Raw genomic sequence first — 14,448 nt, 5'->3', positions numbered from 1 at the left:
TACGCCAATCTGATCGGCGGCGCCCGCTTCGAGCCGAAGGAGGAGAACCCCATGCTCGGGTTCCGCGGCGCCTCTCGTTATTACTCGCCGCGCTACCGCGAAGGCTTCGCCCTGGAATGCCGGGCGATCCGCCGCCTGCGCGAGGACCTGGGCCTGCGCAACGTCATCGTGATGATCCCGTTCTGCCGGACGGTCGATGAGGCGCGTCGGGTTCTGGAGGTGATGGCCGAGAACGGTTTGGTCCGCGGAGAGGAAGGGCTCCAGGTCTATGTGATGTGCGAGATTCCTTCGAACGTGATCCTGGCCCGTCAGTTCGCCGAACTGTTCGACGGCTTCTCGATCGGCAGCAACGATCTCACCCAGCTGACGCTGGGCGTCGACCGTGACTCGGGTGAACTCGCGGCGCTCTTCAACGAGCAGGATCCGGCCGTCGAATGGATGATCGATCAGGTCATCGTCTCCGCGCATGATGCGGGCGTGAAGGTCGGGCTCTGTGGAGAAGCGCCCAGCAAAAACCCCCGAGTTCGCCCAGTTCCTCGTCCAGCGGGGCATTGACTCGATCTCGGTCAATCCAGACAGCTTCGTGGCCGTGAAAGAGGCCGTAGCGGCGGCTGAGGAGACTGCACACAGGACACCCCGCCGCATACCTTGACGACCGGCTGAGACGGCGGGCGGGTACGTCCATGGCCCAGCACGTTCGCCCCGGCTGATCCTCGGCTCGTCCGTCGCGCGAGACTGAGCCAGGGATCTGTCGATTCCCGGGGTCGAGGCATGGGACGCGGAGGGGCGCATCGCGGCTCGCGCCAGCGCCTTAGCGCCGCGACGGCGAGGCCGTCATCGACCTTCTGGCCTGGTCCGAGGGGCGAGCTTCAGGCTTCCATCAAGGGGGCGTCAATGGCGCACCCCTGTTCACCGCCGACTGGTTTTTCTTGCGACGCCAGTGGCGAGGCCGCTGGAAAACGGCGCCGGTCCCCGCATAGGGAAACCGGGAACCGACACGACCGGCGTAACGTTGATCCATCGGCGCGGGCGGGTCCTGCGGTTGATAACTCAGCGACATGAGTGAGCCGGACGGTATCACAGTCGACCAGGGCCTTGTCCTCGACACGCGCGCGTTCGACGCCGCCATGTTCGATCTGGACGGCGTCGTCACCCGGACCGCCACACTTCACGCGGCCACCTGGCGCAAGCTGTTCGACGCCTTTCTCCGGCGCCGGGCCGAAACGAAGGGAGAGGCGTTCCGGCCCTTCGACGTGGAGCGCGACTACCGCACCTATGTCGACGGCAAGCCGCGCCACGAAGGGATTCGCAGCTTTCTGGCGTCGCGCGGGGTAACCTTGCCGGAGGGCCAGCCGGATGATCGCGCCGACCGTGAAACGGTATTCGGTCTCGGCGCACGCAAGAACCAGATGTTCCGCCAGGCCCTGGGCCGATCCGGCGTCGAGGTGTTCGAAAGCTCCCTCGAACTCATCCGCAGGCTGCGCGAGGCAGGCCTGAAGACCGCGGCGGTCACATCCAGCAAGAACGCCGCGGCCGTGATCGAGGCGGCGGGGCTCGCGGACCTGTTCGACGCATGTGTCGACGGTGTCGAAGCGGAGCGCCAGGGGCTGAACGGCAAGTCCGCGCCGGACACCTTCGTGTACGCCGCCCGGCTCCTCGGCGTCGACGCCAAGCGCGCCATCGGGGTGGAGGATGCGATCGCCGGCGTGGAGGCGATCCGGGCCGCGGGCTACGGCCTCGTCGTCGGCGTCGATCGAGCCGGGCAGGCCGCCGTCCTGCGCCAGCACGGCGCCTCGCTCGTCGTGCGGGATCTGGGGGAGCTGCGGATCGTCCCGGCGGCGCCGGCCGCACCCATGGGCCTGCCGGCGGCCCCCAGCGCCGCGCCCGAGTGGTTGCTCGTGGAGGAAGGCTTCACGCTCACGCGGGAGCACGAACTGGAATCCATCTTCGCGATCGGAAACGGCCATCTCGGTTCCAGGGGGTCGCTGGCGGAAGGAAGCGGGATGTCCTCGCCCGCCACTTTCGTAGCCGGAGCCTTCGATGCGCAGCCGGGAGCGACGCCCGGCCTTGCCATCCTGCCGGATTGGGCGAAGCTCTCCATGACCATCGAGGGCCGGCCTCTCCGACTGGATACGGGCAGGACCCTCAGGCACCGCCGGATGCTCGACATGCGGCAGGGGATTCTCTGGCGCGAGTGGCGACACGAGGACGCCGCCGGTCGGATCACCCGACTGCGGGGGCTGCGTCTTGCCTCCCAGGCCGACCGGCGCCTCCTGATCCAGTCGGTTGCGGTGGCGCCCGAGAACTACAGCGCGACCGCAAGCCTGGACGTTCCTCTCGATGAGATGGCGACGCGCCGACTTGGCGACGGCGGCGTCATTGCGCTGGCCGCCGCAAGCGCGATCGGCGAGATCGGCGACCGCAGCGCCGCGTCTGGGCACCCGCCCAGGCCGCCGATGGTGTTGGAGCTCGCACTCGGGAAGACCTACCGACTCGACAGGGTGGTCGCCGTTTGCACCTCAAGGGAACAGGATCAGCCGGAGGTCGCCGCACGCAGCCGGGCCGGCCGCGCGATCAACACAGGCTTGTCGGCCCTGATCACCGCCCACCGGGAGGCCTGGAGGGTCAGGTGGGAGGCGAGCGACATAGGCATCGACGGTGACCCGGCCGCGCAGCGCGCGCTGCGCTTCGCGGTCTATCACCTGCTCAGCGCCGTGGACCCAGACGATGACCGCGTCTCGATCGGCGCCCGGGCGCTCACCGGCGCCGCCTACGGAGGCCATGTGTTCTGGGACACCGAGATCTTCATGCTGCCGTTCTACGTGCTGACATGGCCGGAAGCGGCCAGGGCCCTTCTGACCTACCGCCATCGGACGCTTCCGGCGGCTCGGGACAAGGCCGCGCACCATGGGGAGCGCGGCGCCTTCTATGCCTGGGAATCCGCAGACACCGGTCAGGACGTGACGCCGCCCTTCGTTGTCGCGCCGAATGGGGAGGTCATCCCGATCCTGCTCGCCGACCAGGAGCAGCACATCAGCGCCGACGTCGCTTACGGCGTCTGGACCTATTGGCGCGCGACCAGGGACGAAGGTTTTCTGCTCGACGTCGGCGCCGAAATCCTCCTCGAGACCGCCCGCTTCTGGGCCGGCCGCGCGAAGCTTGAAAGCGATGGCCTACGTCACATCCGCGGCGTGGTGGGCCCGGACGAGTATCATGAGACGGTCGACGACGACGCCTACACCAATGGCATGGCGCAGTGGAATCTCGAGACCGGGAACGCCGTGGCGCGGCTTCTGGTCGAGCGCTGGCCAGAGCGGTGGCGTGTGCTCTCGGAATCGCTGGCGATGGATGCGGCCGAGCCCCTTGCCTGGAGTGCGGCGGCGCGGGAGCTTTACACGGGGTTCGACGTGCGCACCGGGCTCTTTGAGCAGTTCCAGGGCTACTTTGGACTGGAGGAGATCGATCTCGCCGCCTTTGAGCCGCGCAACGCGCCGATCGACGTGCTGCTCGGTCGCGAGCGAATCCGCCAATCGAAGACGATCAAGCAGCCGGATGTCGTGATGCTGCTGCATCTACTGTGGGACCGTTTCCCGCCGGAGGTCCGGGAGGCCAACTTCCGCTATTACGAGCCGCGCTGCGCGCACGGCAGCTCCCTCAGTCCGGCGATCCATGCGGCGGTCGCGGCGCGGCTCGGGGACGTGAGGCTCGCGGAGCGCTACTTTCGACAGGCGAGCGATATCGACCTGGGGGACAACATGGGCAATGCCGCGGCCGGGGTGCATGCGGCGGCCCTCGGGGGCCTCTGGCAGGCTGCGGTGTTCGGCTTCGCCGGCCTGCGGTTCACCGAGGAAGGGCCCGAGCATCAGCCGAACCTGCCGCCGCAATGGCGAGGAGTGTCGTTGCGTTTCAAGTGGCGCGGCAAGGATCACGAGCTCAAGCTTCCGGACGACCGCGCGCGCATTGGAGCCGCGCCAGGAATTGCGCCGTGAGCGATCAGCCCGTGATCCTCGTTCCATTGGACGGGATGGCCGACGCCCTCCCGGCGCTATCCGTGGCCAAGGTGTTCTCGGGTCTGGAGCACGCGGCCGTCCGCATCCTGCATGTCGCCGAGCAGGCGTCTGCTGCGGCGGAGATCGCGCCTCGACTCGGGCTTGCCGCCGAGGACCTGCACGGCGCCAGTCTCGAGACTCGCACCGGCGAACCCGCCGCCGCGATCCTCGCAGCGGCCGACGATCTTCACGCCCGTGTTATCGTGCTTTGCACCCACACCGCGCCGGGCAGCCCGGCCGGGAAGGTCGGCGGGACTGCTCTTTCCGTGCTGCGCGGGGCATCCTGCCCCGTGATCCTGGTCAACCCCGCGCAACCGCTGCAGGACTGGCGGCTGAGAAAGGTTTTGCTCCCGCACGAGGGGACCTCGGCCGCCAGCGATGCCGTGAAACCCGGCGTAGAGCTCGCGCGCCGCGCGGACGCCGACCTCCTGGTGCTCCTGGTCGCCGCGCCAGGCCCCGCCAGTCCCCAGGCGCGGGGCTCGCTGACGTCGCCCTTCTACCTGGATCAGCCCCAGCACGAGTGGCCGGCGTGGGCGGTCGAATTCATGGAACGGCTCGCCTGCATATGCCCGCTCTCCGACCTGCGCGTCCGGCTGCTGCTCGCTCGCGGCTCTCCGGCGTCAGAAATCCTGCGAGTGGCGCGTGAAGAATCCGTCGACCTCATCATCCTGACCTGGAGGGGGATTTGGGCGCCCGAGCGCGCCGAGACCCTCAAGGCTGTCGTGCGTGAAGCGGCCTGTCCCGCGATGGTGGTGCGCGTCCGAGCGGGCGGCGGGTCAAACAGCCCCCGGAACTCTGGGGCGGCCGGCGCGCCACGCGCCGCGCCGGCGGCGCAATAGGAGCAGGCAGGATGGATGTGGCGGTATTCGAAGCGGCGGAGTGGGAACACCAGGCCTGCCTGCGGCTGGAGCCGGGGCACCGGGTGCGCTGCACCGCGGGGCGCCTGACGCCGCAGACCGCGCCGGACTATGTTGAAGCCGAGGTGGTGAGCCCCTTCGTCGGCTCGGAGGTCTCGGCGGCGGTGATCGCGGCGCTGCCCCGGTTGCGGCTGGTCGCCACGCGCTCCACCGGTTTCGACCATATCGATCTTGAGGCCTGCCGCGCGCGCGGGGTGGCGGTCTGCAATGTGCCGGACTATGGCGACCCGACGGTGGCCGAGCACGCCTTCGCCCTGCTGCTCGCGGTCTCGCGGCATGTCGTCGAGGCCGCCGACAGGACGCGTCGGGGGGATTTCCACGTCGAGGGGCTGCGGGGTTTCGACCTCGAGGGCCGCACCCTGGGCGTGGTTGGGGCCGGACGCATCGGCCGGCGGGTGATCCGCATCGCCCGCGGCTTCGGCATGACGGCGCTGGCGGCCGACCCGCACCCTGATCCCGCCGCGGCCGCCGAGCTGGGCTTCGACTATGTGACCCTGGACGACCTGTTGCGCTTGGCCGACGTGGTGAGCCTGCACGCGCCGGGCGGGCCGCAGACCCGCGACCTGATCTCGGACGCCCAGTTCGCGGTGATGAAGCCGGGCTGCGTGCTGATCAACACGGCGCGCGGCGGGGTGGTGAACGCCGCGGCCCTGGTGCGCGCCCTGAGCAGCGGACGTCTGGCCGGGGCGGGGCTGGACGTCCTCTCCGAGGAGCCGCTCCTGCGCGAAGAGGCGGAGATCTTCCGCATGGACACGCCGCTGCCGGCCGAACGCCTGCGCGCCCTGGTGGCCGCCAACACGCTCCTGCGCCTGCCCAATGTCGTGGTCACGCCTCACATCGCCTATGACACGGCCGAGGCCCTAGGGCGGATCGTCGGCACGACGCTCGACAACATCGAAGCCTTCGCCCGGGGCGAGCCCCAGAACCTGGTGGTCCCGTCCGGGGCGGCGGGGGATGTCGCGGAGACCCGTCCATGACTCGCCACAGGCAGGCCTCCGTCCAGGTCGCCGCGACCCCGGAACGGCTGTTCGCCCATCTCGACGACCAGACCCGCCTGGCCGCGCACATGGCCCGCCCGTCGATGATGATGGGCGGGGGGCGGATGACCTATGACTTCGACGCGGGCCGGGGACAGGCGGTCGGCTCGCATATCCGGATGGGCGGCCGGGCGTTCGGTCTCGGGCTCTTCGTCGACGAGGTGGTGACCGAGCGCGCGCCGCCGCGGCGCAAGGTCTGGCGCACCGTGGGCCGGCCGCGGCTGATAATCATCGGCGACTACGAGATGGGCTTCCAGACCACGCCGATCCGTGGCGGGGCCGGATTGCGGGTCTGGATCGACTACGACCCTGCGCCCCGCGGCCCCGGGCGCCTCGTCCCCGGCCTGGCGGACGCCTACGCCCGTTGGTGCGTGGAACGCATGGTGGGTGACGCCCGCCGCGCCTTCGGCGCGGTGTCCGCGAGCGCCGGCTAGAGCCGGACGCCCCTGAGCCTGAGTGCATTGGTCACCACGCTGACGCTGGACAGGGCCATGGCGCCGGCGGCGATGGCGGGCGACAGCAGCCATCCGAACACCGGATAGAGCAACCCGGCCGCGATCGGCACGCCCGCCACGTTGTAGGCGAAGGCGAAGAACAGGTTCTGGCGGATATTGCTCATCACCGCGTGCGACAGCCGCCGCGCCTTGACCAGCCCCTGCAGGTCCCCCTTCAGCAGGGTGACCCCGGCGCTTTCGATGGCGACGTCGGATCCGGCGCCCATGGCGACGCCCACCTCGGCGGCGGCCAGGGCGGGGGCGTCGTTCACCCCGTCTCCGGCCATAGCGACCTTGCGCCCCTCGGCCCGCAGCCGCTGGACGACAGCGGCCTTGTCCTGCGGCAGCACCTCGGCCTCGACCTCGGTGATCCCGAGCTGGCGGGCGACGGCCAGCGCCGTGGTGCGGTTGTCTCCGGTCATCATCACCAGCCGCACGCCTTCGGCCTGCAGGGCCTGAACGGCCCGAAGCGTGGTGGCCTTGATCGGATCGGCGATGGCGAAGACGCCGGCCAGGGCGCCGTCGACCGCCGCGAAGATCGCCGTGGCGCCGTCGGCGCGAAGGCTCTCGGCCTCCGCGTCCAGGGTGGAGGTGTCGACGCCCTGCTCGGCCATGAACTTGCCCGAGCCCAGGCTCACGCGGCGGCCGTCAATCCGGCCCAGAACCCCCTTGCCGACCGGAGAATCGAAGTCCATCGGCTCGACGAGGGCGAGCTTGCGTTCGGTCGCGGCGCGCAGGATGGCGTCGGCCAGGGGATGCTCGCTGCCGCGCTCCAGGCTGGCGGCCAGCCGTAGCAGTTCGGCCTCCTTGAAGCCGGCCGCCGGGTGTATGGCGATCACGGCCGGACGGCCCTCGGTCAGGGTGCCGGTCTTGTCGATGACGATGGTGTCGATCTTCTCGAAACGCTCCAGCGCCTCGGCGTTCTTGATCAGCACCCCGGCCTGGGCGCCGCGGCCCACGCCGACCATGATCGACAGCGGCGTGGCGAGGCCCAGCGCGCAGGGGCAGGCGATGATCAGCACCGATACCGCCGCGACCAGGGCGAAGGCGAAGCGCGGCTCCGGTCCGACGCTCGCCCAGACCGCAAACGCGATCGCCGCCACCAGGATCACCGCGGGCACGAACCAGCCGGAGACCAGGTCGGCCATGCGCTGGATGGGGGCCCGGCTCCGCTGGGCCTGGGCGACCATCTGCACGATCTGGGAGAGCAGGGTGTCGGCGCCGACCTTCTCGGCCCGCATGACGAAGGAGCCGGTCTTGTTGATGGCGCCCCCGATCACCTTGTCGCCGGGCTCCTTGGTCACCGGCATGGACTCGCCTGTGACCATGGACTCGTCGATCGCCACCCGGCCCTCGACGAGTTCGCCGTCGACCGGGACCTTCTCGCCGGGGCGGACGCGCAGGTTGTCGCCCACCAGGATCTGGTCGAGCCCGACCTCCTCGTCGGTCCGGTCGGCGCGGACCCGACGCGCGGTCTTGGGCGCAAGATCCAGCAGGGCCCTGATGGCCCCGGACGTCTGCTCACGCGCGCGCAGTTCCAGGACCTGGCCCAGCAGCACCAGCACAGTGATGACGGCCGCGGCCTCGAAATAGATCGGCACGCTGCCGTCGGCGCGGCGGAAGGCGGGCGGGAACAGATGGGGCGCGACGGTCGCCACGACGCTGTAGATCCAGGCCACGCCGACGCCCATGGCGATCAGGGTGAACATGTTCAGATGGCGGGTGACCAGCGACCTGGCGCCGCGTTCGAAGAAGGGCCAGCCGGACCAGAGCACGACCGGGGTGGCGAGCGCGAACTGGATCCAGGCCGAGGTCTGGCCGCTCATGCTCATCATCAGCCCGGTGAGGTGGCCGCCCATCTCCAGGGCCAACACCGGAACGGACAGCGCCAGCCCGATCCAGAACCGGCGCGTGAAGTCCGTGAGCTCCGGGTTCGGGGCGCTGGCGGCGGTGACCAGTTCGGGTTCGAGCGCCATGCCGCAGATCGGGCAGGAGCCCGGCCCGACCTGGCGGATCTCCGGGTGCATGGGGCAGGTGTAGACGGTCCCGGCCGGCGCTACGGGCGCCTCGGTCTTGCCGCCGTCGAGATAGCGGGCCGGCTCGGCGACGAACTTGGTCCGGCAGCCGGCCGAGCAGAAGAAGAAGGGCTTGCCGTCGAACTCGGCGCGGTGCGCGGTCGTCTCCGGATCCACGGTCATGCCGCAGACCGGGTCGAGGACCTTGCCGGCGGGAGGGGGCTCGCCATGGCCCGCGTGAGAAGCGTGGGCGTGGTGGTGATCGGGGTGGGAAGGGGCGTTCGACATGGCCGGAGAACTCCACAGCGTGTGGTAATCTGATATACCCCTCGCGGTATATTTTCCAATACCCCGAGGGGGTATGCTCGCGCGGGCAAGGGAGGACGCTCTTGGACCATAACGACAAGCCGAAGCTGCTCAACCGCCTCAGCCGCATCGAAGGGCAGGTGCGGGGCATCGCCCGCATGGTCGACGAGGACCGCTACTGCATCGACGTCCTCACCCAGCTGCAGGCCGTACGCGCGGCGCTTCGGCGGGTGGAAACCGAAATCCTCAAGGACCACCTGGATCACTGTGTGACCGGCGCGCTGGTGGATGGGAACGAGGCGGAGCGGCGGGCCAAGGCCGCCGAACTCATGGCTGTGCTGGATCGGGCCCTGACCTAGCCGCGGAAAGACGTCGGGCCGGACCTTGCCGTGTCGTGCGTAATGTCCGCGGGCGCGCGGGTCATTGCTGGTGCGACCTTCTCCATCTGGAGATCCGGATATTCGCTCCTCTATTCTCATCGCCCTGGCCGCTGCGCCGGCTCGGAGCTTATGAGTCCCCGACCTGGTCCGGCGGACCCAACCGGTCGAGAGCGCCGATGCCGAGGCTGGAGTCGGTCCTGGCGATCGACACGGCCGGCGCGGCGATCCGGCCGGAGAGGGCCCGGATGGCGTCGATGGTCTCGGGAATGACGATGGCCTGGTTGTCGACCATGTAGGCGTAGAAGAGCTCGTCGCCCTGGACGCGGAGCATGTCGGTCCAGAGCGCCACTTCATAGAGATTGTCATGCGGGCGGCCGAGGTCGGCCATCAGTTCCTTGACGCTGTTGAGCGCCGTCAAGCCGTCATCCATCCGGATCGCCGCGATGCGCGAGGAGGCGAGGAAGGCCGCGACCACCTCAGCCTTGTCCGCCGCACGGGTCATCTGCACCGACCAGTAATGCAGATGAGCGATCGTCTCGGGGACCTTGACCGCCATGGTCACGACATCCAGGTCGGGATCGACGCTCTGCGCATCGGGGCCCTGGTGGCTCGGAATCTGGGGCTCGGGCGCCAGCGTGTTCATGATGCCGCCCCGGTCGCTCTCCCAGGGATCGGTGGCCCGCCGCAGCAGCGTCCCCCGCGCCCGGCGCAGCAATCCCGCCTGTTTGAGCGCGGTGAGAGTGCGCACGATCGACGTGGTGTTGCACGAGACAACCCTGGTCGCCGGCCGTCCGAGCGCGCCTGCGTAGCTCGACTCGGCCACGAAGGAGTGACCGGCGACTTCGTGCTTCTCGCCGCCCTGGACGATGAAGGGCTTGTCCTTGCGCCGGTAGACCTCCGCGTTGGCGGCGCCGATCCCCTTGGGCGTGCAGTCCACCATGACATCGACCGACGCGATCAGGTCGTCCAGATCGCCCGCCACAGGGAGACCGGCCCGTTGCATCGCCAGGGCGGCCCCGGGGGCGGCGCCGTAGAGGGAGAAACCCATCCGGGCCGCAAGACGCAGGCGCCAGTCGGCGCTGACGTCGGCGACGCCCACGAGGATCATGTCGTCCTGCTGTCTGACGGCGGCGGCCACGCGCTTGCCGATCACGCCGTATCCATTTACCCCGACGCGGATAATATCCGAGTGAACCATGATCGCTGTCCTCGTCCGTTGGGCATGGGCTCTGGCCAGCCCATCGGCGCAGGAGGACGGCGACCCCTCGCTGCGCGCGTGTGTTCTCCTTAAGAAGACGCAGCCCCCGCCGCGGGATTACAGGCGAGGCGGCGACCTTATCGCACGCCGCCGGACCGCTTGCGTATCCCGGAGCGGCGGAGGACCCCTCGTCTGCATAGGCGAACGACAGGCCTGCGGCGCCGGGCGGACCATGCCGCAGGGGGCGACGCTACGCCTGCGTTACGGCTGACCGCGACGGCGGCTGGACGTCCATGCCGGCGCCCAGCCGCAGACGCTTGAGCATCAGGGCGTTGACCGCCACCAGCACCGAACTGCCGGACATCGACAGGGCGGCGATCTCGGGGCTGAGGGTGAAGGGATAGAGGACTCCCGCGGCCAGGGGAAAGGCGATGAGATTGTAGCCGACCGCCCACCACAGGTTCTGATGCATCTTGCGCAGGGTGGCGCGCGACAGCTCGATGGCCTTGACCACGTCGGCGGGGTCGCTGCGCATCAGCACCACGTCGGCGCTCTCTATGGCGACGTCGGTGCCGGCGCCGATGGCGAAGCCGACGTCGGCCTGGGTCAGGGCCGGGGCGTCGTTGACCCCGTCGCCAACCATGCCGACCCTGTGGCCCGCGGCCTGGAGTTCCTTCACCTTGAGCGCCTTGTCGCCGGGCAGGACCTCCGCCAGCACGATGTCGATCCCCAGTTCACCGGCGATACGCCGTGCGGTGCCGAGGTTGTCGCCGGTCATCATGGCCACCTTGACGCCCAGGGCCTGCAGTCGCCGGATGGTCGCCGCCGCGGTGGGGCGGACGGCGTCGGCCACGGCGATCAGACCGATGACCCGCCCGTCGCGGGCGATATGGACTACGGTGCGGCCGGCGCCCTGCAGCCGTTCGGATTCCGTCGCCAGCTCGCCGAGCTCGACGCCGTTGTCGGCCATGAGCATGCGGTTGCCGGAGAGGACGGTCCGCCCGGCCACGGTCGCCCGAAGTCCCTTGCCCCCGAAGGATTCGAAGCCGGCAGCGGCCAGTTCGGGGAGGTCCTTCGTCCGCTCCAGCACGGCCTTGGCGATGTGGTGTTCGGATCCTCGCTCCAGGGCCGCGGCCGTGGTCAGCAGGTCGGTCTCGTCCACTCCGGCGGCGGGGGTGACCTGGACCACTTTCGGCGCGCCCAGGGTCAGGGTGCCGGTCTTGTCGAAGACGATGACGTCCAGCTTGACGGCATGCTCGAGAGCGGCGGCGTTCTTGATCAGCACGCCGTGGCGCGCCCCCAGCCCCGTGCCCACCATGATCGCCATGGGCGTGGCCAGGCCAAGAGCGTCGGGGCAGGCGATGACGAAGACGGTGATGGTCAGGGTCAGGGCGAACAGCAGGGTCTGGCCCAGGGCCCAGAACCAGACGCCGAAGGTGAGCAGGCCGATGACGACAGCGGCCAGCACAAGCCACTGGGAGGCGCGGTCCGCGAGCAACTGGGCCGGGGCCTTGGAGTTCTGCGCCTCCTGCACCAGCTTGACGATCTGCGCCAGGGCGGTGTCGGCGCCTACCCGCGTCGCCCGATAGCGGAAGGCGCCGGTCTTGTTGATCGCGCCGCCGGTCACGGAATCGCCGGCGCCCTTGGTCACGGGCAGGGATTCTCCGGTCAGCATGGATTCGTCGACCTCGGAGCCGCCGTCCTCGATCACGCCGTCCACGGGGATGCGGCCGCCCGGCCGGACGACCACCCGGTCGCCCACCAGCACGGCGGAGGTCGCGACCTCGACCTCGACGCCGTCGCGCAGCACCCGGGCGGTGGGCGGCGCCAGGTCCATCAGCCTGCGGATGGCGTCCGAGGCGCCGGCCCGCGCCCGCATCTCCAGCCAGTGGCCCATCAGGATGAAGACCAGCAGCAGGGCCGAGGCTTCGTAGAAGTCGGGCGCGTCGTAGAAGAAGGTGGCGCCGACGCTGAACAGGTAGCCGGTGCCGACGCTGAGCAGGACCAGCACCGCCATGTTGAGCACACCGCGTCGCAGGGCCCGGACGGCGGCGATGTAGAAGGGCCAGCCCGGATAGAGGATGGCGGCGCTGGCCAGGACGAACAGCAGGGGCTTCAGCGGCAGGCCGAACGGCGGCTCCACTCGCATGAAGTCCATGCCCATCGGGGCGAGCAGGAAGATCGGGAGGGTGAAGGCGACGGCGAAGAGGAAGCGGTTGCGCATGTCCCGGGCCATGGCCTGCATGTCCATGCCGGGGCCGTGCCCCATCTCGGCCATGTCGTCGGCGCCGGCTTGGGCAGGATGAGCAGAGGGCGCGTGGCCCTCATGGGCGGCCGCCGGAGCTGCGGGATGCTGGAGGTGCGACCGGGCGTCCACGACCTCCTCATGCGGGACGCAGATGTGACGCGGCACGACCTCGCCGCGGCAGTGGAAGCCGCAATCCCGCACCGCCTGTTCCAGTTCGACCTGGCTGACCAGGGCTTCGTCATATCGGATCGTCGCGGTCGCCGAGCCGAAGTTGGCGGCGGCTTCCAGCACGCCCTTCAGGCCCCGCAGGTGCTTCTCGATCACCAGTGAATCCAGCGGCGTGCTGAAACCGGAAACATCGACGGTAGTAGTATGCATGAAGGAAATTCCAGTCGAAAGCAGTTCAGTCGTGAGGTCGGTGGGATTCCGCGCCCTACAGGGGGCGTAGGCGGGGAACGAACGCGGGCGTAGCCTGCCGGTAAGCGCTCCAGGCCGGGCCGAAGCGGGCGGCGGTCTCTCGCTCCTCCGCCATGGCGAGGCGCCAGTACAGGATGACCAGCGCCGGGAACATCGCCAGGGTGAGCAGCGTCGGCCATTGAAGCAAAAAGCCGATCATGATCAGCACGAAACCGGCATACTGCGGGTGGCGGATTGACCGGTAGGGACCGGTCGTCGCCAGCCGGCCTTCTCGTTGCGCGCTATAGAGCACCGGCCATGCCGCGGAGAGGAGCCAGAACCCGCCGCCAACGAGAACCAAGCTGAGAATATGGAAGGGCCCGAAGTGCGGGTGCGCTCGCCAGCCGAACATCATCTCAAGCAGGTGTCCGGCGTCATGGGACCACCAGTCCACGCCGGGAAAGCGGCTCTGTAACCAACCGGCCAACAGAAAGATCGTCAGCGGGAAACCGTACATCTCGGTGAAGAAGGCGATCAGGAAGGCGCTGAAGGCGCCGAAGGCGCGCCAGTCCCTCGCCGTCTTCGGCTTGAAGAAGGTGAAGGCGAAAAAGATGAACAGGATGGAGTTGAGGGCCACCAGCGACCAGAGCCCGTACGTTTGCGGTTCCGCCATGATCAGGCCTCCGGAGCTGGGGGACGGGCGCGGTCGCCCGGGTGGTCGGGGCCGTGCCCCCCGCCATGGCCGCCATGCATGGTCATGTGCAGCAGGGGACAGAGCAGCAACAGCAGGAACGGCGCCCAGCCGAGCAGGTGAACCCGGTGCTCGCCGATCAGCAGATAGGCCAGCCCCGCCGCGAAGGCGCCCAGGGTCAGAAGCCTGAAGACCCGGCCGGCGGCCGGGGATTTGGAGGTCATGCGAGGCGCCTTCCGTGCTGAACACCATCCCGTCATCTGACGCCCCACCCGGCCAAACATTACGGACGCGTGGCGTCGACGATCGTAAGAGCCGCCCGTCGTCAGCGTCAGACGTGGACAGCTGGGTCGCGGTCAGGTGGGGAGTGCAGTCGGGCATGCCGTTCATTCTTGCTCTCAACAGCGGGTCCTCGACCTGCAAGTTCGGCGTTTTCGATCAGGGGCCGGGCGGACTGGCGCCCTGTCTGCGCGGCCGGATCGAAATGCACGGCGAGGCGCCCCGACTGCTGAGTTATGACCCGGCCGGGGCGGTTCTTTCAGACGAGCCCTGGCCTCGGACTTCGGCGCCGGACCTCCTCGGGTGGCTTGAGATGCGCCTGCCCGGACCGATCGCCGCCGTGGGCCATCGGGTGGTTCATGGCGGGCCGCGTTTCTGCGCGGCGACGCTTGTCACGGAGGCGGTCCTCGCGGCCGTGGCGGCGCTCGCGCCGCTCGC

11 protein-coding genes and 1 pseudogene are annotated in these 14,448 nt (G+C 69.4%); 7 read left to right on the top strand and 5 right to left on the bottom strand.

Translation table 11 applies throughout. From position 1 onward, the window contains the following. The 5 genes from BDIM_RS07440 to BDIM_RS07420 form a co-directional block, all read left to right on the top strand. Positions 1-555: putative PEP-binding protein (locus BDIM_RS07440; RefSeq protein WP_345908506.1), on the top strand; the 555-nt coding region annotated here is incomplete at its 5' end. A gap of 503 nt (positions 556-1,058) precedes the next feature. After that, complete coding sequence (locus BDIM_RS07435) at positions 1,059-3,989, top strand: beta-phosphoglucomutase family hydrolase (protein ID WP_003164955.1); 2,931 nt, start codon at positions 1,059-1,061, stop codon at positions 3,987-3,989. Then, complete coding sequence (locus BDIM_RS07430) at positions 3,986-4,888, top strand: universal stress protein (RefSeq protein WP_040345400.1); 903 nt, start codon at positions 3,986-3,988, stop codon at positions 4,886-4,888. The genes BDIM_RS07435 and BDIM_RS07430 overlap by 4 nt, the downstream gene beginning before the upstream one ends. An 11-nt stretch (positions 4,889-4,899) precedes the next feature. Next, complete coding sequence (locus BDIM_RS07425; protein ID WP_003164954.1) at positions 4,900-5,943, top strand: hydroxyacid dehydrogenase; 1,044 nt, start codon at positions 4,900-4,902, stop codon at positions 5,941-5,943. Next, positions 5,940-6,437: an SRPBCC family protein gene (locus tag BDIM_RS07420; protein ID WP_003164953.1), complete on the top strand. Its 498-nt coding sequence runs from the start codon at positions 5,940-5,942 to the stop codon at positions 6,435-6,437. The genes BDIM_RS07425 and BDIM_RS07420 overlap by 4 nt, the downstream gene beginning before the upstream one ends. Here the strand turns inward: BDIM_RS07420 and BDIM_RS07415 are convergent. Continuing rightward, positions 6,434-8,800: a heavy metal translocating P-type ATPase gene (locus BDIM_RS07415; RefSeq protein ID WP_040345397.1), complete on the bottom strand. Its 2,367-nt coding sequence runs from the start codon at positions 8,798-8,800 to the stop codon at positions 6,434-6,436. The genes BDIM_RS07420 and BDIM_RS07415 overlap by 4 nt on opposite strands. 101 nt (positions 8,801-8,901) lie before the next feature. On the opposite strand from BDIM_RS07415, the gene BDIM_RS07410 reads away from it, so the two are divergent. Continuing rightward, a complete protein-coding gene (locus tag BDIM_RS07410) occupies positions 8,902-9,177 on the top strand; it encodes a metal-sensitive transcriptional regulator (RefSeq protein ID WP_003164950.1) in 276 nt (91 codons plus the stop codon). Between the two features lie 148 nt (positions 9,178-9,325). Here the strand turns inward: BDIM_RS07410 and BDIM_RS07405 are convergent, their stop codons facing one another. The 4 genes from BDIM_RS07405 to BDIM_RS07390 form a co-directional block, all read right to left on the bottom strand. Then, complete coding sequence (locus BDIM_RS07405) at positions 9,326-10,396, bottom strand: type II glyceraldehyde-3-phosphate dehydrogenase (RefSeq protein ID WP_003164948.1); 1,071 nt, start codon at positions 10,394-10,396, stop codon at positions 9,326-9,328. Positions 10,397-10,646: 250 nt separating this feature from the next. After that, positions 10,647-13,022: a heavy metal translocating P-type ATPase gene (locus BDIM_RS07400; protein WP_003164947.1), complete on the bottom strand. Its 2,376-nt coding sequence runs from the start codon at positions 13,020-13,022 to the stop codon at positions 10,647-10,649. Positions 13,023-13,077: 55 nt separating this feature from the next. Then, entirely contained in the window at positions 13,078-13,713 is a 636-nt protein-coding gene (locus BDIM_RS07395) for a methyltransferase family protein (RefSeq protein WP_040345395.1), read from the bottom strand. A 2-nt stretch (positions 13,714-13,715) separates the two neighbouring features. Further along, positions 13,716-13,955 carry a DUF2933 domain-containing protein gene (locus BDIM_RS07390; RefSeq protein ID WP_050796666.1) on the bottom strand — a complete coding sequence of 80 codons (240 nt, stop codon included), beginning with the start codon at positions 13,953-13,955 and terminating at the stop codon, positions 13,716-13,718. Between the two features lie 14 nt (positions 13,956-13,969). Between BDIM_RS07390 and BDIM_RS07385 the strand changes: the two are divergent. Further along, positions 13,970-14,448: pseudogene (locus tag BDIM_RS07385) on the top strand (hypothetical protein); the annotation flags it as partial.

The sequence above is a fragment of the Brevundimonas diminuta ATCC 11568 genome, from assembly GCF_000204035.1.
Classification (GTDB): domain Bacteria; phylum Pseudomonadota; class Alphaproteobacteria; order Caulobacterales; family Caulobacteraceae; genus Brevundimonas; species Brevundimonas diminuta.
This window is presented reverse-complemented; position numbering and strand designations above follow the sequence as displayed.

Excerpts from the sequence above, each read along its gene's own strand:
- BDIM_RS07435 (WP_003164955.1), top strand. The coding sequence starts at position 1,059 with ATGAGTGAGCCGGACGGTATCACAGTCGACCAGGGCCTTGTCCTCGAC.
- BDIM_RS07425 (WP_003164954.1), top strand. The coding sequence starts at position 4,900 with ATGGATGTGGCGGTATTCGAAGCGGCGGAGTGGGAACACCAGGCCTGC.
- BDIM_RS07420 (WP_003164953.1), top strand. The coding sequence starts at position 5,940 with ATGACTCGCCACAGGCAGGCCTCCGTCCAGGTCGCCGCGACCCCGGAA.
- BDIM_RS07415 (WP_040345397.1), bottom strand. The coding sequence starts at position 8,800 with ATGTCGAACGCCCCTTCCCACCCCGATCACCACCACGCCCACGCTTCT.
- BDIM_RS07405 (WP_003164948.1), bottom strand. The coding sequence starts at position 10,396 with ATGGTTCACTCGGATATTATCCGCGTCGGGGTAAATGGATACGGCGTG.
- BDIM_RS07400 (WP_003164947.1), bottom strand. The coding sequence starts at position 13,022 with ATGCATACTACTACCGTCGATGTTTCCGGTTTCAGCACGCCGCTGGAT.
- BDIM_RS07395 (WP_040345395.1), bottom strand. The coding sequence starts at position 13,713 with ATGGCGGAACCGCAAACGTACGGGCTCTGGTCGCTGGTGGCCCTCAAC.
- BDIM_RS07390 (WP_050796666.1), bottom strand. The coding sequence starts at position 13,955 with ATGACCTCCAAATCCCCGGCCGCCGGCCGGGTCTTCAGGCTTCTGACC.